Below are 21,306 nucleotides of genomic sequence, written 5' to 3'. Positions count from 1 at the left end.
GCCGTCTTGTACGAGATTGCGCCCGCCGAGCGTTCCCGCTTTTCTGTGGGAGCGCACCCTGTGCGCGACTGGGCCTCGCGAAAGCCGACACTCGTGGCGAGATTCGTCGCGCACAGAGTGCGCTCCCACAAAAAAGCGGCGGATTGCTGGTTACGCGCGCACAGCCCGCTGGTACCGCGCCGGCGTCACCCCATAACGACGCGCAAACGCCCGCGTCAGATGCGCCTGGTCGGTCAACCCGACGGCCGCAGCTATCTGCGCAGGCGATTCACCACGCGACAACAACCGCTTCGCTTCGGCAAGCCGAAAGGCCATCAGCATCTGCTGCGGCGTGGCGTGATGCTGAGCCTGGAATTGCCTCAAAAAATGGAACGGACTCAGGCCTGCCACGCCAGCGAGTTCATCAAGCGTGAGCCGGTGCGCAAGATGCTCATGCAGATAATCCACCACCGGTGCAAAACGCGCCGCACGTCCATCCGTCGCCTTGAGTGGCACCCGCGCATGCCGGCGAAACTGACTCAGCAGTTGGTACAACAGACTGTCGAATGCCAAGGGTTCACGAGCCCGCCACAACGCATCAAGCAACTCGGTCACACGTCGTGCGCTCGGCAAATCCTCGCGCACCACATCGCTGAACCACCATGCGGACTCTCCCATCACCTCGGCCACCACGGATGGCTCGATATACGCCATGCGGTAATGCCAACCGCCGTGCGTTTCCGCGCGGCCGGTGTGCAACTCATCCGGGTTCATCATCACCACCGAATCGGCGGGAGCGAGATGATCGGCGCCGCGATAGCGAAACCGTTCCACCCCCGATTCGATCGCACCCAGGCCGAAGCCATCGTGGGTATGCGGATCGAATGCGTGACGCACGATGTGCGCGCGATAAAGCTCCACGCCCGGTCGATGCGCCACCAGCCGAAACTCGGCTTCGTCGCGCTGCGATGAAAAAGTGGAAGGCACGCCTTGCATGCCCTCATGCTACTGCGATTCGATCCCCTTGTAGGAGCGCACTTGTGCGCGACCGCGGACCGAAGGGCCGCCCTTCGCAGGTCGGTCGCGCACAAGTGCGCTCCTACAGCGATAGGCCAGGCCGCCTCTAGCTCAACAACGCCCTCAACCGCGTCCGCGTCAGCGGCCCAAAACGCAGCCGCTCACATAACGCATCCATCGCCTCCATTTCCCCACGCAAGCGCCGCAGGGCATCCGCTTCCGTCGGCACCGGCGCATCCAGCGCAATCCGCGTGAGACGCCGATACAGCCGAGCCGCCTCCGCATGCTCACGCAGCTTCGCCGCGCAACTGGCGGCGCCACGTATGCGCAAAAACTGCACCTCGTCCACGCGATCGAGCAGCGCATCGAGACTGCCGAAATGGGCGAGCAAGGCCGCCGCCGTCTTGGCGCCCACGCCGGGCACGCCGGGGATGTTGTCGACCGCATCGCCGCACAGCGCCAGATAGTCGGCCACCTGGTGCGGATGCACGCCCATGCGCTCGTGCACGCCGGCAGGGCCCCAGCGCAGGTTGCGCGCGTAATCCCATTGCTCGTCGAACTCGCCCAGCAGCTGGCCGAAATCCTTGTCGGCCGACACGATCACGCTGCGCATGCCGTGCGCCCGCAACGTCCACAAGGCGCTGCCGATCAGATCGTCCGCTTCGAAGGTATGGTCGATCAGCACCGGTATGCCCAAGGCCTGGGTCACTTCGCGGCACAGCACGAACTGGCGCTCCAGATCCGGCGGCGGCAGCTCGCGATTGGCCTTGTAGGCCGGATAAATCGCGTTGCGAAACGAGGTGGTCAGCGAGGCATCGAAAGCCACCGCCAGGTGCTCGGGTTTGACCTTTTCCAGCAGTTCGCAAAGAAAGCGGGTGAAGCCGTGCACCGCGTTGACCGGATGTCCATCGGCGTCGTGGAACTCATCCGGCATGGAATGCCAGGCGCGGAACACATAGAGACTGCCATCCACCAGATGGACGGCTGGACGGCTCATGGCGTCCATGTGCTGACCACCTCGGCGAGTACCGGCCGCTCGCGATCGGGCACGTCGATCTGCGGCGTGCCGATATGCACGAAGCCGATGACGCTTTCGTTGTCCTTCAGGCCAAGCACGGCCGCCGCATCGCGATGATAAGCGGCCCAGCCGGTGAGCCACTGCGCACCAAAGCCCAGCGCTTGTGCAGCCAACAACAGGTTGTAAGCCACGCAGCCGGCGGACAGTTGTTGCTCGATCACCGGCACCTTGCTCTGCGCATCCAGCCGCGCGACCACCACCGCCACCAGCGGCGCAAAGTCGTAGCGCGTGCGGTCTTTCTCGCGCTTGGAATCGGCCATGTCGGGATTGACCTGCAGCGACAGCGTGGCCATCCGCTCACCGAAGGCGAGCTTGGCGTCGCCTTGCAGCAGGATGATGCGAAACGGCTCGAGCTTGCCATGGTCGGGCACGCGGATGGCCGCTTCGAGCAGCGTCTGCAGCGTGGCCGCATCGGGGCCCGGTTCGCCCAGCTGACGGGACGGAACCGAATGGCGCTGCTGCAGCAGGGAAAGATCGTGGGACATGGGGAGGTCCGGGGAGGCCAAACCCTGATGCTAAAGCCCCGAGGGGAGCGAGAGAAGCGGCGTGGACCGCTCACGTCTCGCTCACCGTCCTTTGCAACGCCTCAGCTGGCCAATCGGAACGACCCCGGCAGCAGCGCCTGCACCGTGGTTTCCTGCACGGCGCCGGCCAGATTGCCCAGCCACACCGGCGTGGCCTCGTCGCACAGCTCGGACATCACCTGGCGGCAGGCACCGCAGGGGCTGATCGGCGTCGGCGTATCGCCAATCACGGCCATGGCGGCGAAATCGCCCGGTCGGCAGCCGGCGGCCACGGCGGAGAACAATGCCGTGCGCTCGGCGCAATTGCACAGGCCGTACGAGGCGTTTTCCACATTGCAGCCGCTGAAATAACGGCCGTCGTGGGTCACCAGCGCAGCACCAACAAGGAAGCGGGAGTAGGGCGCGTATGCGTTTTCACGCGCCTGGCGCGCCAGGTTCAGCAGGATATCGGGAACAACGACAGCAGTCATCGGGATCTCCATAGCACGATCCCCACCGGAACTGCTTGCCTACGCGGTTTGCGTACCGGTGGCGGGCCAGTTAACTCCCTTGGCCGAATGACTGCAAGAGGGCGGTGGTCGGTCTGACGGGCCTTCAGATAGGATGCCTGCAGGTTCACCACTCTCGCAGAGGATGCACGATGCCGATCACCGTGGCTGCATTGCGCGAAACCGCCGCTGGCGAACGCCGCGTCGCGATCACACCGGAAGTGGCCAGGAAGCTGCGTGGCAAGGACGTGCGCGTGCTGCTGGAACGCGGTGCCGGCGCAGCCGCCGGTTTCCCGGACAGCACCTATGCCGATGTCGAATTCGCCGATGCCGACAGCGTGCTGGCGCAGGCCGACGTGTTCACCTGCGTGCTCCCTCCCGACGACAGCGTGTGGGCGCGTTTGCGCGAAGGCGCGGTGGTGGTGGGCCAGTTGCGTCCCTACGGCGCGGCGGCACGTATCGTGGCCATGGGCAAGCAGCGCCTGACGGCTTTCGCGCTGGAATTGCTGCCGCGCACGACGCGTGCGCAAGCGATGGACGTGCTCAGCTCACAGGCGGCGGTGGCTGGTTATCGCGCCATGCTGATCGCGGCGGAAGCCTCGCCCAAATTCTTTCCCATGCTCACCACTGCCGCCGGCACCATCCGCCCCTCGCGCGTGCTGGTGATCGGCGCCGGCGTGGCCGGCCTGCAAGCCATCGCCACCGCACGCCGGCTCGGCGCGCAGACGGAAGGCTATGACGTGCGGCCCGAAACGCGCGAGCAAGTGGAATCGCTCGGCGCGAAATTCATCGAGCTGGGCGTGAGCGCCGCCGGCAGCGGCGGCTATGCGCGCGAACTCACCGCCGAAGAACGCGCGGCGCAGCAGCAAGCCCTGGCCGAACATCTGAAGAGCGTCGATGTGATCGTGACGACCGCGGCCGTGCCCGGTCGTCCGTCGCCCAAGATCGTCACCCGTGCGATGGTCGATGGCATGAAGCCCGGCGCGTTGATCGTGGATCTGGCGGCGGAGGGCGGCGGCAATTGCGAGCTGACCCAGCCGGGCGAGCGGGTGGAGCACAACGGCGTGGTGATCCTGGGCCCGCTCAACCTGCCGGCCGGCGCACCGCTGCATGCCTCGGAGATGATCGCGCGCAACGTGTACAACTTCGTCGAACTGATGTTGCAAGGCGGCGCGCTGACGCCCGACTTCAACGATGAGCTGATCGCCAAGAGTTGCGTCACGCGCAACGGCGAGCCCCACTTTCAGGGTTGACGCAACGCAGGTAAAAAAGCCCCGCATCGCGGGGCTTTTCGATTCAGTGCCTGGGACCGCCGCCAGGGGGTCCCTTGGGCGGCGGACCCATCGGGCGATCGCGCATTTCGCTATGCCACTGGCGCAGCAATTGCTCGCGCTGATCGGGCGACAGCTGCTGGAAGCGCTGGAAGGCGGCGTGCAGTTGCTCACGCTCCTGCGGCGGCAATTGCTGGAAGCGCTTGCTGTTCTCGCGGGCCTGTTCGCGCTGCTCCGGCGTCATCTTCTGCCACTGGTCGATGCGCTGGCGGATCGCCTCGCGCTGGTCGGGCGGCAACGACCGCCACTGCTGGGCACGCTGCAGCATGTGCGCCTGGCGCTCCGGCGGGAACGTATTCCACTTGTCAGCCAACGGAGCCAGGATCGTGCGCTCGTCCGGCGACAGGCTCTGCCACGGGCGCGGTTGCGGCGGCGGCCCCGGCGGTGTGCCAGGCGGTGGGCCGGGAGGCATATCGCCCCGCGGCAAGTCGGGCGGAAAAGCCCCGCCACCTGGCGGCCCATGCGGAAAACTATCCTGCGCGCCCGGCGGCGGCGGATTCTGCTGGGCCATCGTGGTAGTGGCGATGCCGCTGAGTCCAAGGACTAACAACAGCGACATGAAAACACGGCATCGACGCATGGTTACCTGCTCGCCTCGCTATCGCTGTTCTTGGCCAACCAGCCGTAGAAATCCAGGTTCTGGTACAGCGTCGGATCGGCAGCAGCGGCATCGGGCGGCAGTTCGCCGTCGACATCCACGACCTGGCTGGCGCCGGCGGGCTTGACGGTGGTGGGGCGCTGCACCGGCGAAGACATGAACAAAGCGACGAACGCGATGGCGGCAAACGCCCCTGCCGGCAGCAGCAGCTGCAGCAGTCGGTGCGCCAGCGAGGACTTGTCGGCTTTGGCTAGCGCGTCGCGTCGGGCTGCACGCAGGCGGGCGGCCACGGCCGGGTCGAGCTGGCGCGAAGCCTCGCGATACAGCTCACGGGCGCGACGTTCGAAGTGGTTGTCAGGCGCATTCATCGCCATGCCTCCAGTTGGTCGCGCAGACGTTGCAGCGCGCGCGACAGGTGTGTTTTAACGCTCCCTTCCGAACATCCCATGGCCTGGGCGGTTTCCGCCACATCCAGGCCTTCCAGCACGCGCAGCATGAAAGCTTCGCGTTGACGCTGGGGCAGCAGTTTCACGGCTGCCGCCATATCCGCGTACGACTGTGCATCGTTCAGGCGCTCCAGCGGGCCGGGGCCGGTGTCAGCCGGTTCCCAGGCGGGCAGATCTTCGCCGTCATCATCCTTCCCGCCCAGCCAGCCCACCATGATCGAGCGCACTTTGCGGCGACGCTGTAGATCCACGATGCGCCGGCGCAGGATGCCCCAGAACAGGGGGGTCCATTCCTGCGCGGGTTTTTCGCTGTAATGCTTGACCAGCCTCAACATGGCGTCCTGGACGGCGTCCATGGCATCTTCGCGGTGCCCCAGGTTCAGCTCGGCCATGCGAAAGGCGCGGCGTTCCACCTGGGCCAGGAAGGCGTTCATCGACGCGGGGGCCGCCCGAACGTCCTCCGCCAACAACTCGGTATCGAGCGTGGAGACGGCGCTGTTCATGCCGTCCTCATCCGGTTCGTCGGCTCGGCCATCGTGAGACTCCATCGGTACGTCCTCTGCTATCAACGTCCGACGCTCGCACGCGTTGACCCGCAACCGTATAGTGCGGCTACACCGATGTCCTGGCGGGGAGGGGTCATGCTCGACGGTTTCCTGGCGCTTTATGTCTTTATGCTGGCCGCTTTCACGGGATACGAGATCATCGCCCGGGTACCGGTCATTCTGCACACGCCGTTGATGTCCGGCTCCAACTTCATCCACGGCATTGTGCTGGTGGGCGCCATGATAGCGCTAGGCCACGCCCAGACCCCGTTCGAGATGACGATCGGATTTATCGGGGTACTACTGGGTGCCGGCAATGCCGCCGGCGGTTATGTGGTGACCGAACGCATGCTGGAGATGTTCAAGTCCAGCAAGCCCAGCGCCGGCAAGGAGGCGAAGTAATGGCCTGGCTGCCGGTTCTGATCAAGGCCTGTTACTTCCTCGCTGCCCTGCTGTTCATCCTCGGTCTCAAGCGCATGAGCTCCCCGCGTTCGGCGCGGGGCGGCATCGTGTGGGCCGGGGTGGGCATGCTGGTGGCGGTGCTGGCCACCTTCGCCCTGCCGGACCTGCACAACCGGGGGCTGATCCTGGCTGCCGTGCTGATCGGCGTCTCCGCGGCCTGGTGGTCGGGACGGCGCGTGGCCATGACGGACATGCCGCAGATGGTCGCCCTCTACAACGGCATGGGCGGCGGCGCGGCGGCAGCGATCGGCGCCGCCGAGCTGTTCAGTTATGCCGGCAACGCCGTGACCCTGCTGGATGGCGGGCAGTTCACGGCCAGCGGGGCCGATACCCCCGGCACGGCGCAACTGGTGCTGGCCGTACTCGGTGCGCTGATCGGTTCGGTCAGCTTTTCCGGCTCCCTGATCGCGTTTGCCAAGCTGCAGGGCTGGCTGGACCGCCGCTTCGTCTTCCCGGGACAGCGGGTGGTGAACCTGCTGGTGCTGGGTGCCGCCGTGGTGTTGGGCGGGATGATCGCCAGCGGCCACTTGAGCATGCCGCTGATCGTCACCTTCTTCGGGCTGGCCCTGCTGTTCGGCCTGATGATGACCCTGCCGATCGGCGGCGCGGACATGCCGGTGGTGATTTCGCTCTACAACGCCTTTACCGGCCTGGCCGTGGCGTTCGAGGGTTTTGTGCTGCAGAACGAGGCGATGATCATCGCCGGCACCGTGGTGGGCGCCGCCGGTACCTTGCTCACCCAGCTGATGGCCAAGGCGATGAATCGCTCGATCGGCAACGTGCTGTTCGGCAGCTTTGGCGCAGCCGGCGGTGCGGCTCAGGAGATTGCCGGCAGCCAGAAACCCATCGAGGCCAGCGATGCGGCGGTGATGATGGCCTACGCCGAGCGCGTGGTGATCGTGCCCGGTTACGGCATGGCCGTGGCCCAGGCGCAGCACAAGGTGTGGGAATTCGCCAAGCTGCTGATCGAGCGCGGCGTGAAGGTGAAATTCGCCATCCATCCGGTGGCCGGCCGCATGCCTGGTCACATGAATGTGCTGCTGGCGGAAGCGGGTGTGCCCTATGACCTGATCGCCGACATGGACGACATCAATCCCGAATTCCCGCAGACCGACGTGGCCCTGGTGATCGGCGCCAACGACGTGGTCAATCCGCTGGCCAAGACCGATCCGTCCTCGCCGATCTACGGCATGCCCATCCTCGATGTGGCCGACGCCAGGCAGGTGATCGTGGTCAAGCGCGGCAAGGGCACCGGCTTTGCCGGCATCGAGAATGCGCTGTTCTACGCGGACAACGCACGCATGCTCTACGGCGATGGCCAGGCGGCTGCCAGTGAACTGGTCGCCGCGCTGAAGACGCTGGAGAGTTGAGGCCCGATCAGCCGCCGGTCTTCGGGGGCTGGTCGTGGCGGAATGCGACGAAGGCAGCGATGCCCATGCCGGCAAGGAACCAGACGTCGTCGACGGGCGTGCAACCCAGTTCGGCGAGCTGGAGCAGCAGGCCCAGACCGGCCGTGCGCATCGAATCGATCAGGCCCAGGCCCATGAGTCCGGAAATGCGGGCCGCGGCCGTCAGCACGTTGACGTAGAGCACCGCGACGAAGGTCGCCGTGGCGGCCAGAAGGGCGGCATGACCGCCGGCCGGGCGAACCCAATGGCGCACGGCCTTGCCCAGCAGCCAGCCCGCCGGCAGCGCCAGCCAGGGCAGGGGGTGGCGCGAGTAGAGCGTCGGAACCATCCAGACCGCCCCGGCAGCCAGCCCCAGCATCAGGGCGCTCACCAGCGCGAACAACAGGGAAAAGGTGGCCCGCACCTTCATGAGCGGCAAGCGACAAACTGGACGGCGGACACGGTATTTCCCGGGCGTAAAACTCTCATGATAGCGCGCGGCGGCACGTCGCTGTCCCCGGCCTGAAGTCCCGTGACGCCGCGTCCCCCTTGAGATTGAGGCGGCGCGACCTGATTTCGTCGGCATGACCGGTCGTCAACCGGCATAATAGACAGCTTGGCGTGGCGAAGGCCGCGCCCAACGATGAGAGTTGGCAGGATCGGCATGAGCGGTTTCAGTCTAAGCAGCGAACCTTTCACCCTGGAGCGCGACTGCCAGGCAGTCATGGTGCCCCAGGGCGAAACGGTCAGCCTGCCGGCCGGCCAGATCGGTTACATCACCCAGGCGCTGGGCGGCAGCTTCACCGTCTATGTGGAAGGCAACCTGTTCCGCATCGCCGGCAACGATGCCGACGCGCTGGGCAAGGAACCGCCGCCGCCGATCGAACTGGCCAGCGATGCCAGCGACTCGGACGTCGAAGCGCTCGTGTGGCAGCAGCTGCGCACCGTGTTCGATCCGGAAATCCCGATCAACGTGGTCGAGCTCGGCCTGGTCTATGACGTGAGCGTGGAGCATCCGGCTCCCGACCAGCGCAAGGTCTACGTGAAAATGACCTTGACCGCACCGGGCTGCGGCATGGGCGACATCCTTGTCGACGACGTGCGCACCAAGCTCGAACTCATCCCCACCGTCGCCGAAGCCGACGTGGACCTGGTGTTCGATCCGCCGTGGAATCATTCCATGATGTCGGATGCGGCCAAGCTCGAAACGGGCATGCTCTGACGCCGCAACGCCGGCGTGTTTCCTGTTGAATCGATGATGTGCACGGCATCGCGCCGTGCGCCGATCGTTTGCGTTCGATACGTTTGATACAGATCGCTGCGCCCACTCGCGGCGACGACAGGCTGCACTCCGCAGTCTGTTTTGTCGTGTTCGGCAAGCTCGTCGGCAGGGTCCGGATTTAGCCGGGAGTTAGCTTCGTCAGCATGGCGTGTAGAGCTTGCTGCGGCGCTTGCGCAATAACTTTCGCGCCTTCGCTTTCGAGCTGAAAGACGCCGGGTTGAAGGCCAAAATTTTCGAATCGATATAACTCGCGCCAGAGCGCCAATGTGATGTTCATCCTGATATTGAGAACGGCATCACCACTTTTTATAAGTGTTTAATCAGTCGGGAAATTAATTGCGTTCCTGTGGCTGTCCGCTTGGTGCAAGAAAACGCATGAAAAAACGAATCAACGCAATCGATCGCAGCTAATTGCTGTTTATCGCGGATTTTCAGGCATGCGTTGCTGTCATTGACGCATCGAATTTTCTTGATTAGCGTCAATTAATCCGTCAGCGGGAGGGTTGACGGATGGTCCTTTGGCGACGAGGGCACCGGCATTCGCGCGGTGGGCGTCGTTTAGCGAGTCTTCGTTCGGGCGTGCCGTTCCATGGAATGGCAGGGGGAAAGCAGGCCCGGACGTCTATCGGATCGCAGCACAGTCACGAGACCCGAGGCCGCGCACAGCGGCGCCTTCATGCATGTGGTGCATCGCACCGCATCGGGTCGGTTCGTCCTCAAAAACGTCAAGGAGACAAGAATGACTGTTCGTATCGATTTGCGGGGAAAGGCGATTCGCAAGGCACTGCTGCCGATGGCGATGTCGATGGCCATGGCAGGGTCGCTGCATGCGGCGACCAACGATGCCTGGGTAGGCGTCCGCACCCAGGCGGCCATCAGCCGCTCGTCTGGGCTAAGCACCGCAGCCACCACGGCGGCGGCAGGCAATAGCACCTGGACACTGAGCATGCACGGCTCGCCCACCGTCGACGCGGCCACGGTGTCGCCGCTGGAAGCGAGCAAGCCGGTGCATGTGGCGCTCAGCCTCAACCTGCGCAACGTGGATGAACTGGAGAGGTTCCTGCACGCAGTGAACGATCCCGCCAGCGCGCAGTTCCATCAGTTCCTCACGCCTGCGCAGTTCAAGGCACGCTATGCGCCCACCGACGATCAGGTGGCGCAAGTGCTGGCGCATCTGCGCCAATCAGGCTTCAACCATGTGCAGGTGTCGCCCAACAACATGTTGATCGAGGCCGATGGCAACGCCACCTCGGTCAACGCGGCCTTCCGCACCACCATGCGCACCTTCGCCTTTGGCGGCAAGCAGCGCATCGCCAACGACTCGGCCGTGCAGGTGCCGGCTGCGCTCGGTGGCATCGTCAACGCCGTGCTCGGCCTGCAGAACCTCAACGTGCCGCACACCATGCATCACATCGTGGGGCCGGTGCATGCGAACGCGAACAACGTCGGCATCCAGGCCGCGGCGGTGCAGACCTCGCACAGCCCCAAGGATTTCCCCGCGATCTACGACGCAGGCAGCACGCCGACGGCATCGTCCACCAAGGTCGGCATCATCACCTGGGGTGACATGACCCAGACCATTGCCGATCTGAAAACTTTCACTACCGGCGCCGGCATGAGCACGGTGAACACGCAAGTGGTGAAGACCGGCAGCCAGGCCTATGCGGACGATCCCGATGGCGACGGCGAATGGAACCTGGATAGCCAGACCATCACCGGTACCTCTGGCGGCGTGAACACGCTGATCTTCTACTCCGCGCCCAACTGCGCCAACGACAGCTGCCTCACCGATGCGGCCATCACCGCGGCGTACAACCGCGCGGTGACCGACAACACGGCGAAGGTGATCAACGTGTCGCTGGGCGAGGACGAATCGGCGGCCAATAGCTCAGGCACGCAGTCGGCCGACGATGCGATCTTCGCGCAGGCGGTGGCGCAGGGTCAGACCTTCTCCATCGCTTCGGGCGATGCCGGTGTGTACCAGTGGTCCAGCGATCCGACCGAAGGTGCCCCGGGCTACGTCGCGAACTCCGCGGGCACGGTGAAAATCTCGCTCACCCATTACTCCGTGAGCGAGCCCGCCAGTTCGCCGAACGTGGTGGCGGTCGGCGGCACCACGCTCAGCACCACGGGCACCACGTGGTCGGGCGAGACGGTGTGGAACGAAGGCCTGGCTGCCGTCGATCCGAACAATGGCGACAACAACAAGCGCCTGTGGGCCACCGGTGGCGGCGTGAGTCTGTTCGAAGCCGCACCCAGCTGGCAGACCTCTGCGCTGGGTTCGTCAGTGACCAAGCGTCAGGTGCCCGACGTGGCGTTCGATGCAGCGCAATCCACTGGCGCCAACATCGTGATCCAGGGCCAGACCTACCAGATCGGCGGCACCAGCCTTGCCTCGCCGATTTTCGTCGGCATCTGGGCGCGCATTCTCTCGGCCAACAACAACACACTGGGCTTGCCGACCCAGAACATGTACGCGCATTTCCCCACCGACGCCACGCCGCTGCATGACGTCACCTCGGGCAACAATGGCTACAGCGGCAACGGCTACACGGCCAAGGCCGGCTACGACAACGCCACCGGCTGGGGCTCGCTCGACATCGCCAAGTTCAACAGCTACGTCACTCAGTACTGGGGCGGTGGCGGCGGCGGCACGGGCGGCACGCCGACGGCGAACTTCAGCTTTGTCACCAATGGCCTCACCGCCAACTTCACCGACAGCTCGACCGATACGGGCGGCAGCATCTCCTCGTACTCGTGGACCTTCGGCGATGGCGGCAGCGCTACAACCGCGAGCCCGAGCCACACCTATGCCGCGGCCGGCACGTATAGCGTCACCGAGACGGTGACCGATGGCGTCAGCGCCAAGACCTCGAGCAAGACCTCGTCGGTGACGGTGACGGGCGGCGGTACGCCGTCGCAGCTGATCGTGAACCCGGGCTTTGAAACCGGCGCGGCCACCCCGTGGACGATCAGCTCCGGCGCGCTCTGCAGCAACAGCACCTGCAGCGGCGAGACGGCGCATGCCGGCACCTGGTTCGTGTGGCTGGACGGTTACGGCAGCGCGCACACCGACACGGCGTCGCAGAAGGTGACCATTCCCAGCGGCAAGAGCTCGGCTACGTTGACCTACTACCTGCACATCGATACCGCCGAGACCACCAGGACCACGGCGTACGACAAACTCACCGTGCAAGTGCTCAACAGCAGCGGCACCTTGCTGAAGACGCTGGTCACGTACTCGAATCTCAACGCAGCGGCGGGTTACTCGCTCGCGACTTTCGATCTCAGCGCGTACATCGGACAGACGGTGACGATCAAGTTCACCGGCACGGAGGATTCGTCCGAGCAGACCTCGTTCGTCCTCGATGATGTAAATCTCAACGTGCAGTAATCACGGTGTTGTAAAAGCAAAAGGCCCGGTCAGTGATGGCCGGGCCTTTCTCTTTGCAGCGATAGCGTGGCAATCAGCCGTTGTTCTCTTCAAAGCGATTGGCGTCGCGGTTCTTGCGCACCTTGGACGGGTCCCACACGCGGCCGTTCATGGTGATGTACACGCCATCGGGCAGGGTCTGCACGGCGGCCACGGCGCAGCCGATATTGAACACCGCATCGGAACCCTGGAAGCGCGCCGGATTGAGCGCACCGGTGAGCACGATCACCTTGCCCTTGATGCTGGCCAGTTCGCGTGCGGTTTCGACCATGGTGTCGGTGCCGTGCGTGACCAGCACGTGGCGATGCGGCTGCGCTTCGATGGTGGAACGCACCAGGGCGCGATCCTCGTCGCCCATGTGCAGGCTGTCCTTGCGCAGGATCGGGATCACGTCGAACTGGAACGCCACGCCCAGCTGGCTGAGGATGTCGCCGATCTGGGGCGAGCCGATCTTGTAGTCCGACTTGTCGTCGAAATAGATCTTGTCGATGGTGCCGCCTGTGGTGACGATGGTCAGATGCTGCATGGTCGGGAGTCGCCAGGGTGGGGGAGGCCGGTATTTTAGGGCCAACGACCGATCTCCGCATGCCCAGGCTCAGCCTGAGGCCCCTCACGCCCTTGTGGGAGCGCACCCTGTGCGCGAACGGCCCGCCTCAGTCCAGGCACGGCCAGTCGCGCACAGGGTGCGCTCCCACAAGGGCAGCGATTCAGTGCGGGCCGAGTAACAAAGCGGTATCGGTAGCGTCGGCGGTGGAGAAACGTGCCAATCCATGCGCCACGAAACGCCGCAGCGTAGCCCCCATACGCGCATGCCCATGCGGGGCCGACCACGTGTCATGACGCGCCAGCAGGGCCGCCGCGGTGCAGCGGGCGAGGGAGATCGCCAGTCCACGGGCGCCGGCTTCCAGCGACGCCCGCTCGTCGGCCCGCGAGTGCAGGTAGGCACCGGCACCATCCAGTGCCCGATGGATTTCCTGCCGCGCGTGCGCATCGATGCTGTCGGCCAGCCAGCCTTCGATCGCCGTGCGCAAGGCGCCGAGATTCTCCCCAGCCAGCGCGCGCAGACTGTCCAGCGACAATACGTTGGTGGTGCCTTCCCAGATCGCATAGACCTGCGCATCGCGCAGCAGCTGGGGCAGGCCGGTGTCTTCGATATAGCCGGCGCCGCCGAAACACTCGAGTGCTTCGGAGCACAGTTTCACTGCCAGCTTGCCGGTCCACAGCTTGGCCAAGGGCGTGAGCAGTCGCAGCAGGGCGATTTCATGCGGCTGCGCCACGCCGTGTTCCACTCGTCCGAGCAGATGCGCCACTTCGAAGGTGAGCGCAAACGCGCCTTCGAATTCGGCCTGCATGTCCGCGAGAGTCTGCGCATGCAGCGGCTGATCGATCAGTCGCTTGCCGAACGCCTGGCGGCGCGTGGCGTAATCGCGAGCCAGCGAAAGCGCCCGTGCCATGCTGGCGGTGGCGCCCACTGCATTCCACGTGCGCGTGATGTTAAGCATCGGCGCCACCTGGCGCACGCCGTTCGCCAGCTCGCCCAGCGGCCACGCCGGCAGACCGTCGAGATGGATCTCCGCCGTCGGCAACTCATGCGTGCCGAGCTTGTCTTTCAGGCGATCGATGATGAGTTCCGGCTTGCGGCGCTCGCCATCCATCGTTTCGACGTAGAACAGGGCAAGTGCGCCGGGGCCATTGCCTGCGTCCTCGGGGCGTGCGAGTCCCAGCGCCATTTCGCCGACCACCGCTGAACTGAACCACTTGCGTCCGTAGAGACGCCACTGTCCAGAGGCGTCCTGGCGGGCCATGGTCTCCGTATTGCCGACGTCCGAGCCGCCCGCGTTCTCGGTCATCCACTGTCCGCTCAACCAGAACGTGGACGGATCGCGACTGAGCAAGCGCGGCAGTGCGCGTTCGATGAGCGCCTTATTGCCTGAGGCCTTGAGCGCGGTGGCGGCGCCGTCGGTCATCGCCAACGGGCAGCTATAGAACTCGCTGGCCACGTGATACAGGTAGACGCGCGCGAATTCTTCCAGCCGTGCGTGCTCATGCGCCTCATGGCCCGATGCGAGCACCGCATATTTGGTGGTGATGTGCGGGCCTTCTTGCCAGGCTTGGGTGAGCTCGATGCGATCGACGCGGTTGCCCCAGGCGTCCCATTGCGTAAGCACGGGCTTGTGGCGCGTGCTGCGGCAGGCGCGCTCCCATTCCATCACGGCGTAATCGCCCAGCGCCTGCAGGTCGGGCTCGATGGCGGCGAGTCGTGCCGGTGGCAGCGCGCGCCGCAGCGTGGCGTGCAGCAGGGGATCGGCGCGATAGGGGTGAGCGAGCTGCGGTGGGGCTTGCAGGAATCCCATGGGCGGGGTCTCGGCGGAGCGGTGTGGTCGAGTATAGGTCTGGGGCGTGGCGGTGATGCAGGGCATCCGCCCGCCGCGTTATACCGGGGGCCCGAGGGTCAAGAGCCCGACCATGCCAGGCGTTGCCGGGAAGCTGTTTGTTTGTTGTAGGAGCGCACTTGTGCGCGACCGCAGCGCGTGGGTGTATCGCTCCGTCAGGTGGTCGCGCACAAGTGCGCTCCTACAAGGGAGCCGAGGCCTTGTTGGCGGATCAAGTCTGCGGCTGGCTATTTGTGGGAGCGCACCCTGTGCGCGACGAACCTACGGAGCGGTACACCCAGCGTGGCTGTCGCGCACAGGGTGCGCTCCCACAGACAAGCAGTTCCACTACCCACAAGGAGAGGAAGCTAACTCAATGCGCCCGCTCACTATCCAAATGCGCCATCTGCGCCGCGGCGTAACGCTCTCCGGCCGCCGAATTCTTCGGCACTGCAGCCTCAATGGTGGCCAAATCCTGCGCGCTCAGTGAAACCTCCAGCGATCCCAGCGCCTCCTGCAGTCGATCGCGGCGACGCGCGCCGACCAGCGGCACGATGTCCTTGCCTTGAGCTGCCACCCACGCAATGGCCAGTTGGGCGACGGAGATGTTTTTCTCTTCTGCGATGCTGCGTAGCGCGTCCACGAGCGCAAGATTGTGGTCGACATTGCCCGCCTGGAAGCGCGGGCTGATCGCACGAAAATCGCCCTTGCCGGCGTTGTTCTTATCCCAATGCCCGCTGATCAGGCCGCGCGACAGCACGCCGTACGCAGTGATGCCGATACCCAGCTCGCGACAGGTCTGCAGAATGCCGTCCTCGATGCCGCGCGAGATCAGCGAGTACTCGATCTGCAGATCGGCGATCGGATGCACGGCAGCTGCACGACGAATGGTTTCCGGGCCCACTTCGGACAGGCCGATGTGGCGCACGTAGCCTGCCTTGACCATATCGGCGATGGCGCCAATGGTCTCTTCGATCGGTACGTTAGGGTCCAGACGCGCGGGGCGATAGACGTCGATGTAATCCACGCCCAGGCGCTGCAGGGTGTAGGCGAGGAAATTTTTCATTGCGGCGGGGCGCGTGTCATTGCCGCCCCAGCCATTGGCCGGATCGCGCAACGCGCCGAACTTCACGCTGATCAGGGCTTTTTCTCGCGGCACGTTCTTCAGCGCCTCACCGATCAGCATTTCGTTGTGGCCCATGCCGTAGAAGTCGCCGGTGTCGAGCAGGTCGATGCCGGCGTCCAGCGCCGCGTGGATGGTGGCGATGCTTTCGGCGCGGTCGGACGGTCCGTACATGCCCGACATGCCCATGCAGCCCAGGCCAAGGGCGGAAACGCGGGGACCGGTGGCGCCAAGTTGACGATGTTGCATCGTGGGTTCTCCTGAAGGTGGCCGCGTAGGCGGTGAGGATGGCTCGGAGGGAAGTATGGCGGCGCGCTCGGTGTACGATAATCCGGTCCTATCCGTACGACCTGTGCCGGAATCCGCACAATGGAAGAGCTTGGCCTAGCCGATATCGAAGCCTTCATCGCGGTGGCGCGTGCCCGTGGTTTTCGCGGCGCGGCCCTGCAGGGCAATGTTTCCGCCTCGGCGTTGAGCGCGGCCTTGCGGCGGTTGGAAGCACGTCTTGGCGTGCGCCTGCTCAACCGCACCACACGCAGCGTCACGCCCACAGAAGCCGGGCAGCGCCTGCTTGATCGCCTGGCGCCACTGGTGGGAGAGATTGGCGGCGCGCTCGACAGCATCAATGCCTATCGCGACAGCCCTGCCGGCACGTTGCGCCTCAACGTGCCGTCCATCGTGGCGCGCCATGTGCTGCCGCCGATTGCGACGCGGTTCCTCAAGGCGCAGCCCGGCATCACGCTCGATGTGATCACCGACGATGCCTTCGTCGACATGCTGGCGGCGGGTTGCGACGCAGGCATCCGCTACGAAGAGCGCGTCGAGCGCGACATGATCGCGATGCCCATCGGTCCGCGCACGCAGCGCTTCGTCGCTGCAGCGTCGCCGGCCTATCTCGCCGAGCATGGACGTCCCGCCAAGCCGCAGGACCTGGTGAATCACGCCTGCATCCGCCATCGCTTTCCCAGCGGCGTGATCGCGGCCTGGGAGTTCGAGCGGCGCGGCAAGGTCGTGCGCATACGACCGGATGGCCGCCTGCTCGCCTCCACCATCGAGATGGAAGTGGAGGCTGCCGTCGCAGGCCTCGGCATCATCCACACCTTCGAGGAGTTCCTGCAGCCTGCGCTCGCCGACGGCGCCTTGCTGCCCGTGCTGGAAGAGTGGTGCCAGCCCTTCACCGGGCCGTTGCTGTATTACCCCAGCCGTGCACATATGCCGGCGCCACTGCGTGCCTTCGTCGATTTCATCAAGGGCGAAGGCACGCAGCAGGGGGACGGTGAAGTGCGCCGGACAAAGTGATCAGGGTTTGCGGAATTTGTAGATGAAGCGATCCGTGTTGCCTTTGACCGACGGGTCACGGATGCCCTTGGTGTGATCGTCGGCAGGATTGCGCAGCGCGTCGCTTTCGCTATCGAACTGGAAACCCACCGCCGTCAGTTCGCTCTTCACCGCGGCGGGATCGATGCGGTGCAGATCGTTGGTCTTGGTGATGCCCGTGCCGTCGGCCGCCGCATGATCGAGCACGATCAGGATGCCGCCGGGTTTCAGGGCGTCGAACAGGCTCTTGTCGAGTTTGGCCATGTCCGGCGTACCCATGAAGGGATCGTGCAGGTCGTGGTAGTTCTGCGAGGTCCAGATCACATCCACCGGTTCGGGCAACTTCAGTTCATTGACCGGTTCCACCAGCACGGTGACGTTGGCGTAACCCTCCTTGCCGGCAAAGCTGCGCACGCTTTCCAGGCCCTTGGGCGCGATCTTGTCCATCTCGGCGGGCTGCAGCGCGTAGACCTTGCCCTTGCTGCCGACCATGCGACTGAACAGGCGCGTGTAATAGCCCTTGCCCGGCATCAGATCCACGACGATGTCGCCGGGCTTGATGCCGGTATAGCCAAGTACGACGGCAGGCTTGCGCTGTGCATCCAGCGCGCGGTCTTGCTCAGGGCGGTTCTTGTCGGCGATGGCGAGCCCGACGAAGCTGGGCAGTGGATGCGTAGGCGCAGCCGCCATGGCCGCAGAAACAGTGAGCAACGCAGACACTACGATCAGGCAAACACGTTTCATGTCGTCAATCCTCAGTGCACGTAGTTGAGAGCGATCGCAGGCGTGACGGACGACGATGTGCGGTTGCCCGAAGGGATGACGCGCACGCCCAGCAAGAGGCCGATGTTCGGCGACCAATTGTATTCGACGGCCGGAGCGAAACCGATGTAACGGTTTGAACGCGCACCCAGTGGCGTGTCGGGTGGAAAGGGATCGTTGCTGGCGAACTCCTGACCGCCTACATGCGTGTTGCTGTTGTGGTTGTAGATCACATCGAGCGCCAGCACCCAGCGTCGCGTGAGGCTGTACTCGAACGAGGCATTGGCGAAGGCATTGTTGCCGGGGCGCGCATGGCCACGAAAACTTGCGTCGGTGCCGTAGACGCTTACGCCTTCCACATCCGCGCTGGAGGAAAACGAGAAAGAGATGTTGAAGCGCACGCGCAGGATGCGGCCATTGGGCATCCATAAATACGTTTGCGTATTCAGGCCGATGGTCGTGGTGTACGCGCCGGTGCCGAGGCCGTCGGCGGGGCGATCGCCAAGACGATCGTATTTCCCGGACGGAAACGTCTCCTGCAACTGGATCGCCACGGTAGGCAGCCAACTGCCTTCGTGGAACTGCCGCAACCGATATTGCGCCTGCAAGGTGATGTCGCCCACCTGGATGCCGCTGCTGTTCGGCGCGCCGCTGACGCGGTTGTAGCCGAACACCGGAATGATGCCCATGGTGAATTTGTTGGCCACGCCATAGTTGATGTACGTGCGTGAGCCAAAACTGTCCACACCACGACTGGTGACGTCGTAGAGGTAGGGCTCCAGAAGCATGTGCCCAGGCGGCAGGGTCTCGGCCGAGTTGGCCATCATCGGACCGGTCCACCAGGCGTTCTCGCGGGTTTGCGGCACTTCGGTTGCCGAGGACTCATCCTGCGCATACGCACGCTGGCACGTGCCCGGCAGGCACAGCAGCAGTGCCAGGCACAACACCAAAAAGCGTGTGTCGATCAGCGATGAGGGCAATGGGCTCTTCATGGTTGATGGCCAGGGCGGACGGGTGCAAGCTATGCCCGCAAGTGGTTGGCTTAAATAGCCACTTTGTGCCGGATCGACATGACCACTATGGAGTCGGCCCCATGCAGCGCATCCCCGCCGGATTTTTGCCCCCCGTTGCCATGGACGTCGGCAGCGATACGCCCATGTACCAGCAGTTGTCGGACTGGTTCCGCCGGGCCATCAGCAGTGGACAGTTGCGGCCGGGGCAGCGCGTGCCATCGACCCGCAGCCTCGCCAATGAACTGGGCATTTCGCGCATTCCCGTGCTGGGCGCCTACGAACAGCTGCAAGCGGAAGGCTTCCTCGAAACCTTTACCGGCGCCGGTACCTGCGTGGCGCGCGCCATTCCTTCGGACCTGACGGTGCAGCGGGTGAAGGCGGCGCGCCCGGAGCCGGCGGCGACGGGCGGAGGCTCGCGGCGCACCTCTCTGCGCGCCGCCCAGATGCGTACGCCGGATGCCACCTGGCTGGCCAATATGGGCGCATTCCGCGTTGGCCTGCCGGCGCTGGATGCGTTTCCTTCGGCGCTATGGTCGAAGCTGGTGAGCCGCCACGCGCGTCATCTGTCGGCGGAGGCGATGGGTTACGGCGACCCGATGGGCCATCTGCCATTGCGCGAGGCCATCGCCGAATATCTGGGCGTGGCGCGCGCCGTGCGCTGCGATGCCTCGCAGATCCTGATCACCACCGGCTCGCAGCAAGCGCTGCAGATCTGCGCCCACGTGCTGCTGGACCCCGGTGAGCGCGTGTGGATGGAGGATCCCGGTTATCCCGGTGCGCACCAGGCGCTGCGCACCGCTGGCGCGGAACTGGTGCCCGTGCCGGTGGATGCAGAGGGCATCGATGTGGCGCACGGCGCGCGTGCCGGTGCGGGCGCCCGCGCGATCTACATCTCGCCGTCGCACCAGTTCCCGCTGGGCATGGCGATGAGCGCATCGCGACGCATGCAGCTGTTGCATTGGGCGGCGAGCAACGACGCCTGGATCATCGAAGACGATTACGACAGCGAATACCGCTTCGGCAGCCGACCGCTGTCTTCGCTGCAGGGCGCTGACACGCATGCACGGGTGATTTATCTGGGCACCTTCAGCAAGGTGATGTTTCCCGCATTGCGGCTGGGCTACATCGTGGTGCCGGATGATCTCGTCGCCGATTTCCATGCCGGGCGCGATGCGATCGATACCTTCTCCTCCATGCTCTATCAGTCCGCCATGACCGAATTCATCCGCGAAGGCCACTTCGCACGGCATATCCGCAGCATGCGCACGCTCTACATGCAGCGTCGCGAAGCCGTGCACGACGCGATCGGCAAGTATCTTGGCGAGCGACTGGAAGTGATCGGCACGGAAGCGGGCATGCAGCTTGCGGGGCTCTTGCCGCATGGGGTGGATGACGTGGCGGTGTCGCGCAAGGCAGCGAGCAAGGGCGTCTCGGTGCGGCCGCTGACGCCGTGCTATCTGGAGCCGCCATCTCGGGGCGGGCTGTTGCTGGGGTATGGCGGGGCGAATCTGGCGCAGATTGATGAGGGGGTGCGGAGGTTGGCGGAGTGTTTTTAGCTGGGGTTGGGGTGTTTGCGTCTTTTGAGATGGTGGTGAGCTTTATCGTTGCTCGTTGTTCCTGCGAATGTGGCGCAGGCATTTATCGGGAGGAGTGCCGCTGGTTGCGCGCCATTGGTTTGGCTTCCGGATGCAGCCTGCCTTCTAGCTGGTCATCAAGGCGGAGGCCGCCTCTTTGCGCGTCATCCCGGTGCAGGCCAGAGGCGCTTCTCAACAGCGAAACTGGTCATCCAGATTCGTCAGTCTTCGGTTGTCGCCTCGAGGCAAGGGTGCCGCCTACGCGGCGGGCGTTTCGAACGGCTGCCGCCGCTCGAGTCACTTTTCTCTTGCTGGCCCAAGAGAAAAGTAACCCAAAGAGAATGGCCTAAAACGCCCGCAGCATCGTGCTTGGATAAGCCCGAACGCTTGAGGCGCGCTGTTGTGGGACAACCTCCGAGGGTACACAGCGGGTACCTCAATGCGCTGCGCAACGCGCCCGAATCGCTGAGGACTTAAAGCGGGGCCTCGCTTCGCATCGGCTTTGGGCATCGCTCATTTTCTCTCCAACGCCCGCTTGTCTGTGGGAGCGCACCCTGTGCGCGACAGCCACGCT

21 protein-coding genes are annotated in these 21,306 nt (G+C 64.7%); 7 read left to right on the top strand and 14 right to left on the bottom strand.

The features are described 5' to 3' along the window. Positions 1-150 precede the first annotated feature (150 nt). The 4 genes from AC1DKY_RS16720 to cdd form a co-directional block, all read right to left on the bottom strand. A complete protein-coding gene (locus AC1DKY_RS16720; RefSeq protein ID WP_441602939.1) occupies positions 151-975 on the bottom strand; it encodes an AraC family ligand binding domain-containing protein in 825 nt (274 codons plus the stop codon). A 127-nt stretch (positions 976-1,102) separates the two neighbouring features. Further along, on the bottom strand, positions 1,103-2,002 hold the full coding sequence (locus AC1DKY_RS16715) for a 5'-3' exonuclease (RefSeq protein WP_441602938.1): 900 nt from the start codon (positions 2,000-2,002) through the stop codon (positions 1,103-1,105). Then, positions 1,990-2,559: a nitroreductase family protein gene (locus tag AC1DKY_RS16710; protein WP_441602937.1), complete on the bottom strand. Its 570-nt coding sequence runs from the start codon at positions 2,557-2,559 to the stop codon at positions 1,990-1,992. Before AC1DKY_RS16710 ends, AC1DKY_RS16715 begins: the two co-directional genes overlap by 13 nt. Before the next feature lie 101 nt (positions 2,560-2,660). Further along, positions 2,661-3,068: a cytidine deaminase gene (gene cdd / locus AC1DKY_RS16705; protein WP_441602936.1), complete on the bottom strand. Its 408-nt coding sequence runs from the start codon at positions 3,066-3,068 to the stop codon at positions 2,661-2,663. 170 nt (positions 3,069-3,238) lie between these two features. On the opposite strand from cdd, the gene AC1DKY_RS16700 reads away from it, so the two are divergent. Further along, complete coding sequence (locus tag AC1DKY_RS16700) at positions 3,239-4,339, top strand: NAD(P) transhydrogenase subunit alpha (RefSeq protein ID WP_441602935.1); 1,101 nt, start codon at positions 3,239-3,241, stop codon at positions 4,337-4,339. Between the two features lie 43 nt (positions 4,340-4,382). On the opposite strand, the gene AC1DKY_RS16695 is transcribed toward AC1DKY_RS16700, so the two are convergent. Genes AC1DKY_RS16695 through AC1DKY_RS16685 form a run of 3 tightly spaced genes read right to left on the bottom strand, consistent with a single transcriptional unit; the run spans position 4,383 to position 5,964 of the window. Continuing rightward, entirely contained in the window at positions 4,383-4,997 is a 615-nt protein-coding gene (locus tag AC1DKY_RS16695; protein WP_441602934.1) for a DUF3106 domain-containing protein, read from the bottom strand. Positions 4,998-4,999: 2 nt separating this feature from the next. Beyond that, positions 5,000-5,383, bottom strand: coding sequence for a hypothetical protein (locus AC1DKY_RS16690; protein WP_441602933.1), 384 nt, complete (start codon positions 5,381-5,383; stop codon positions 5,000-5,002). After that, the gene (locus AC1DKY_RS16685) at positions 5,380-5,964 is read right to left on the bottom strand and encodes an RNA polymerase sigma factor (RefSeq protein ID WP_441603153.1); all 585 of its coding nucleotides are present in this window, start codon (positions 5,962-5,964) and stop codon (positions 5,380-5,382) included. The genes AC1DKY_RS16690 and AC1DKY_RS16685 overlap by 4 nt, the downstream gene beginning before the upstream one ends. A 138-nt stretch (positions 5,965-6,102) precedes the next feature. Between AC1DKY_RS16685 and AC1DKY_RS16680 the strand changes: the two genes are divergently transcribed. Beyond that, entirely contained in the window at positions 6,103-6,408 is a 306-nt protein-coding gene (locus AC1DKY_RS16680; protein ID WP_441602932.1) for an NAD(P) transhydrogenase subunit alpha part 2, read from the top strand. Further along, positions 6,408-7,838, top strand: a complete 1,431-nt coding sequence (locus AC1DKY_RS16675) for an NAD(P)(+) transhydrogenase (Re/Si-specific) subunit beta (protein WP_441602931.1) — start codon at positions 6,408-6,410, stop codon at positions 7,836-7,838. Before AC1DKY_RS16680 ends, AC1DKY_RS16675 begins: the two co-directional genes overlap by 1 nt. A 7-nt stretch (positions 7,839-7,845) precedes the next feature. On the opposite strand, the gene AC1DKY_RS16670 is transcribed toward AC1DKY_RS16675, so the two are convergent. After that, complete coding sequence (locus AC1DKY_RS16670) at positions 7,846-8,286, bottom strand: hypothetical protein (protein WP_441602930.1); 441 nt, start codon at positions 8,284-8,286, stop codon at positions 7,846-7,848. Positions 8,287-8,520: 234 nt separating this feature from the next. Between AC1DKY_RS16670 and sufT the strand changes: the two genes are divergently transcribed. Next, positions 8,521-9,078, top strand: coding sequence for a putative Fe-S cluster assembly protein SufT (sufT, locus tag AC1DKY_RS16665; RefSeq protein ID WP_046973058.1), 558 nt, complete (start codon positions 8,521-8,523; stop codon positions 9,076-9,078). 178 nt (positions 9,079-9,256) lie between these two features. Here sufT and AC1DKY_RS16660 read toward each other — a convergent pair whose 3' ends face one another. After that, positions 9,257-9,415, bottom strand: a complete 159-nt coding sequence (locus AC1DKY_RS16660) for a hypothetical protein (protein WP_441602929.1) — start codon at positions 9,413-9,415, stop codon at positions 9,257-9,259. 462 nt (positions 9,416-9,877) lie between these two features. Here AC1DKY_RS16660 and AC1DKY_RS16655 point away from each other — a divergent pair, with 462 nt between their 5' ends. Then, positions 9,878-12,532 (top strand): protease pro-enzyme activation domain-containing protein, encoded by a 2,655-nt coding sequence (locus AC1DKY_RS16655; protein WP_441602928.1) that lies wholly within the window; start codon positions 9,878-9,880, stop codon positions 12,530-12,532. A gap of 73 nt (positions 12,533-12,605) precedes the next feature. Here the strand turns inward: AC1DKY_RS16655 and AC1DKY_RS16650 are convergent, their stop codons facing one another. The 3 genes from AC1DKY_RS16650 to AC1DKY_RS16640 form a co-directional block, all read right to left on the bottom strand. Next, positions 12,606-13,097 carry an asparaginase domain-containing protein gene (locus tag AC1DKY_RS16650; RefSeq protein WP_441602926.1) on the bottom strand — a complete coding sequence of 164 codons (492 nt, stop codon included), beginning with the start codon at positions 13,095-13,097 and terminating at the stop codon, positions 12,606-12,608. A 181-nt stretch (positions 13,098-13,278) separates the two neighbouring features. Beyond that, positions 13,279-14,925, bottom strand: a complete 1,647-nt coding sequence (locus AC1DKY_RS16645) for an acyl-CoA dehydrogenase family protein (protein WP_441602925.1) — start codon at positions 14,923-14,925, stop codon at positions 13,279-13,281. A 391-nt stretch (positions 14,926-15,316) separates the two neighbouring features. Beyond that, positions 15,317-16,315 carry an aldo/keto reductase gene (locus AC1DKY_RS16640; RefSeq protein WP_441602924.1) on the bottom strand — a complete coding sequence of 333 codons (999 nt, stop codon included), beginning with the start codon at positions 16,313-16,315 and terminating at the stop codon, positions 15,317-15,319. Positions 16,316-16,459: 144 nt separating this feature from the next. Here AC1DKY_RS16640 and AC1DKY_RS16635 point away from each other — a divergent pair, with 144 nt between their 5' ends. Next, the gene (locus AC1DKY_RS16635) at positions 16,460-17,365 is read left to right on the top strand and encodes a LysR family transcriptional regulator (protein WP_441603152.1); all 906 of its coding nucleotides are present in this window, start codon (positions 16,460-16,462) and stop codon (positions 17,363-17,365) included. Here the strand turns inward: AC1DKY_RS16635 and AC1DKY_RS16630 are convergent, their stop codons facing one another. Further along, the gene (locus tag AC1DKY_RS16630; protein ID WP_441602923.1) at positions 17,366-18,127 is read right to left on the bottom strand and encodes a class I SAM-dependent methyltransferase; all 762 of its coding nucleotides are present in this window, start codon (positions 18,125-18,127) and stop codon (positions 17,366-17,368) included. 11 nt (positions 18,128-18,138) lie between these two features. Continuing rightward, complete coding sequence (locus AC1DKY_RS16625; protein WP_441602922.1) at positions 18,139-19,137, bottom strand: transporter; 999 nt, start codon at positions 19,135-19,137, stop codon at positions 18,139-18,141. A 101-nt stretch (positions 19,138-19,238) separates the two neighbouring features. Between AC1DKY_RS16625 and pdxR the strand changes: the two genes are divergently transcribed. Next, on the top strand, positions 19,239-20,714 hold the full coding sequence (gene pdxR / locus AC1DKY_RS16620) for a MocR-like pyridoxine biosynthesis transcription factor PdxR (RefSeq protein WP_441602921.1): 1,476 nt from the start codon (positions 19,239-19,241) through the stop codon (positions 20,712-20,714). The last annotated feature ends 592 nt before the right edge of the window (positions 20,715-21,306 follow it).

The organism is Dyella sp. 01N448 (genome assembly GCF_056399225.1).
This window is presented reverse-complemented; position numbering and strand designations above follow the sequence as displayed.

Coding starts and splice junctions, on each gene's coding strand:
- AC1DKY_RS16720 (WP_441602939.1), bottom strand. CDS start 975: ATGCAAGGCGTGCCTTCCACTTTTTCATCGCAGCGCGACGAAGCCGAG.
- AC1DKY_RS16715 (WP_441602938.1), bottom strand. CDS start 2,002: ATGGACGCCATGAGCCGTCCAGCCGTCCATCTGGTGGATGGCAGTCTC.
- AC1DKY_RS16710 (WP_441602937.1), bottom strand. CDS start 2,559: ATGTCCCACGATCTTTCCCTGCTGCAGCAGCGCCATTCGGTTCCGTCC.
- cdd (WP_441602936.1), bottom strand. CDS start 3,068: ATGACTGCTGTCGTTGTTCCCGATATCCTGCTGAACCTGGCGCGCCAG.
- AC1DKY_RS16700 (WP_441602935.1), top strand. CDS start 3,239: ATGCCGATCACCGTGGCTGCATTGCGCGAAACCGCCGCTGGCGAACGC.
- AC1DKY_RS16695 (WP_441602934.1), bottom strand. CDS start 4,997: ATGCGTCGATGCCGTGTTTTCATGTCGCTGTTGTTAGTCCTTGGACTC.
- AC1DKY_RS16690 (WP_441602933.1), bottom strand. CDS start 5,383: ATGAATGCGCCTGACAACCACTTCGAACGTCGCGCCCGTGAGCTGTAT.
- AC1DKY_RS16685 (WP_441603153.1), bottom strand. CDS start 5,964: ATGAACAGCGCCGTCTCCACGCTCGATACCGAGTTGTTGGCGGAGGAC.
- AC1DKY_RS16680 (WP_441602932.1), top strand. CDS start 6,103: ATGCTCGACGGTTTCCTGGCGCTTTATGTCTTTATGCTGGCCGCTTTC.
- AC1DKY_RS16675 (WP_441602931.1), top strand. CDS start 6,408: ATGGCCTGGCTGCCGGTTCTGATCAAGGCCTGTTACTTCCTCGCTGCC.
- AC1DKY_RS16670 (WP_441602930.1), bottom strand. CDS start 8,286: ATGAAGGTGCGGGCCACCTTTTCCCTGTTGTTCGCGCTGGTGAGCGCC.
- sufT (WP_046973058.1), top strand. CDS start 8,521: ATGAGCGGTTTCAGTCTAAGCAGCGAACCTTTCACCCTGGAGCGCGAC.
- AC1DKY_RS16660 (WP_441602929.1), bottom strand. CDS start 9,415: ATGAACATCACATTGGCGCTCTGGCGCGAGTTATATCGATTCGAAAAT.
- AC1DKY_RS16655 (WP_441602928.1), top strand. CDS start 9,878: ATGACTGTTCGTATCGATTTGCGGGGAAAGGCGATTCGCAAGGCACTG.
- AC1DKY_RS16650 (WP_441602926.1), bottom strand. CDS start 13,097: ATGCAGCATCTGACCATCGTCACCACAGGCGGCACCATCGACAAGATC.
- AC1DKY_RS16645 (WP_441602925.1), bottom strand. CDS start 14,925: ATGGGATTCCTGCAAGCCCCACCGCAGCTCGCTCACCCCTATCGCGCC.
- AC1DKY_RS16640 (WP_441602924.1), bottom strand. CDS start 16,315: ATGCAACATCGTCAACTTGGCGCCACCGGTCCCCGCGTTTCCGCCCTT.
- AC1DKY_RS16630 (WP_441602923.1), bottom strand. CDS start 18,127: ATGAAACGTGTTTGCCTGATCGTAGTGTCTGCGTTGCTCACTGTTTCT.
- AC1DKY_RS16625 (WP_441602922.1), bottom strand. CDS start 19,137: ATGAAGAGCCCATTGCCCTCATCGCTGATCGACACACGCTTTTTGGTG.
- pdxR (WP_441602921.1), top strand. CDS start 19,239: ATGCAGCGCATCCCCGCCGGATTTTTGCCCCCCGTTGCCATGGACGTC.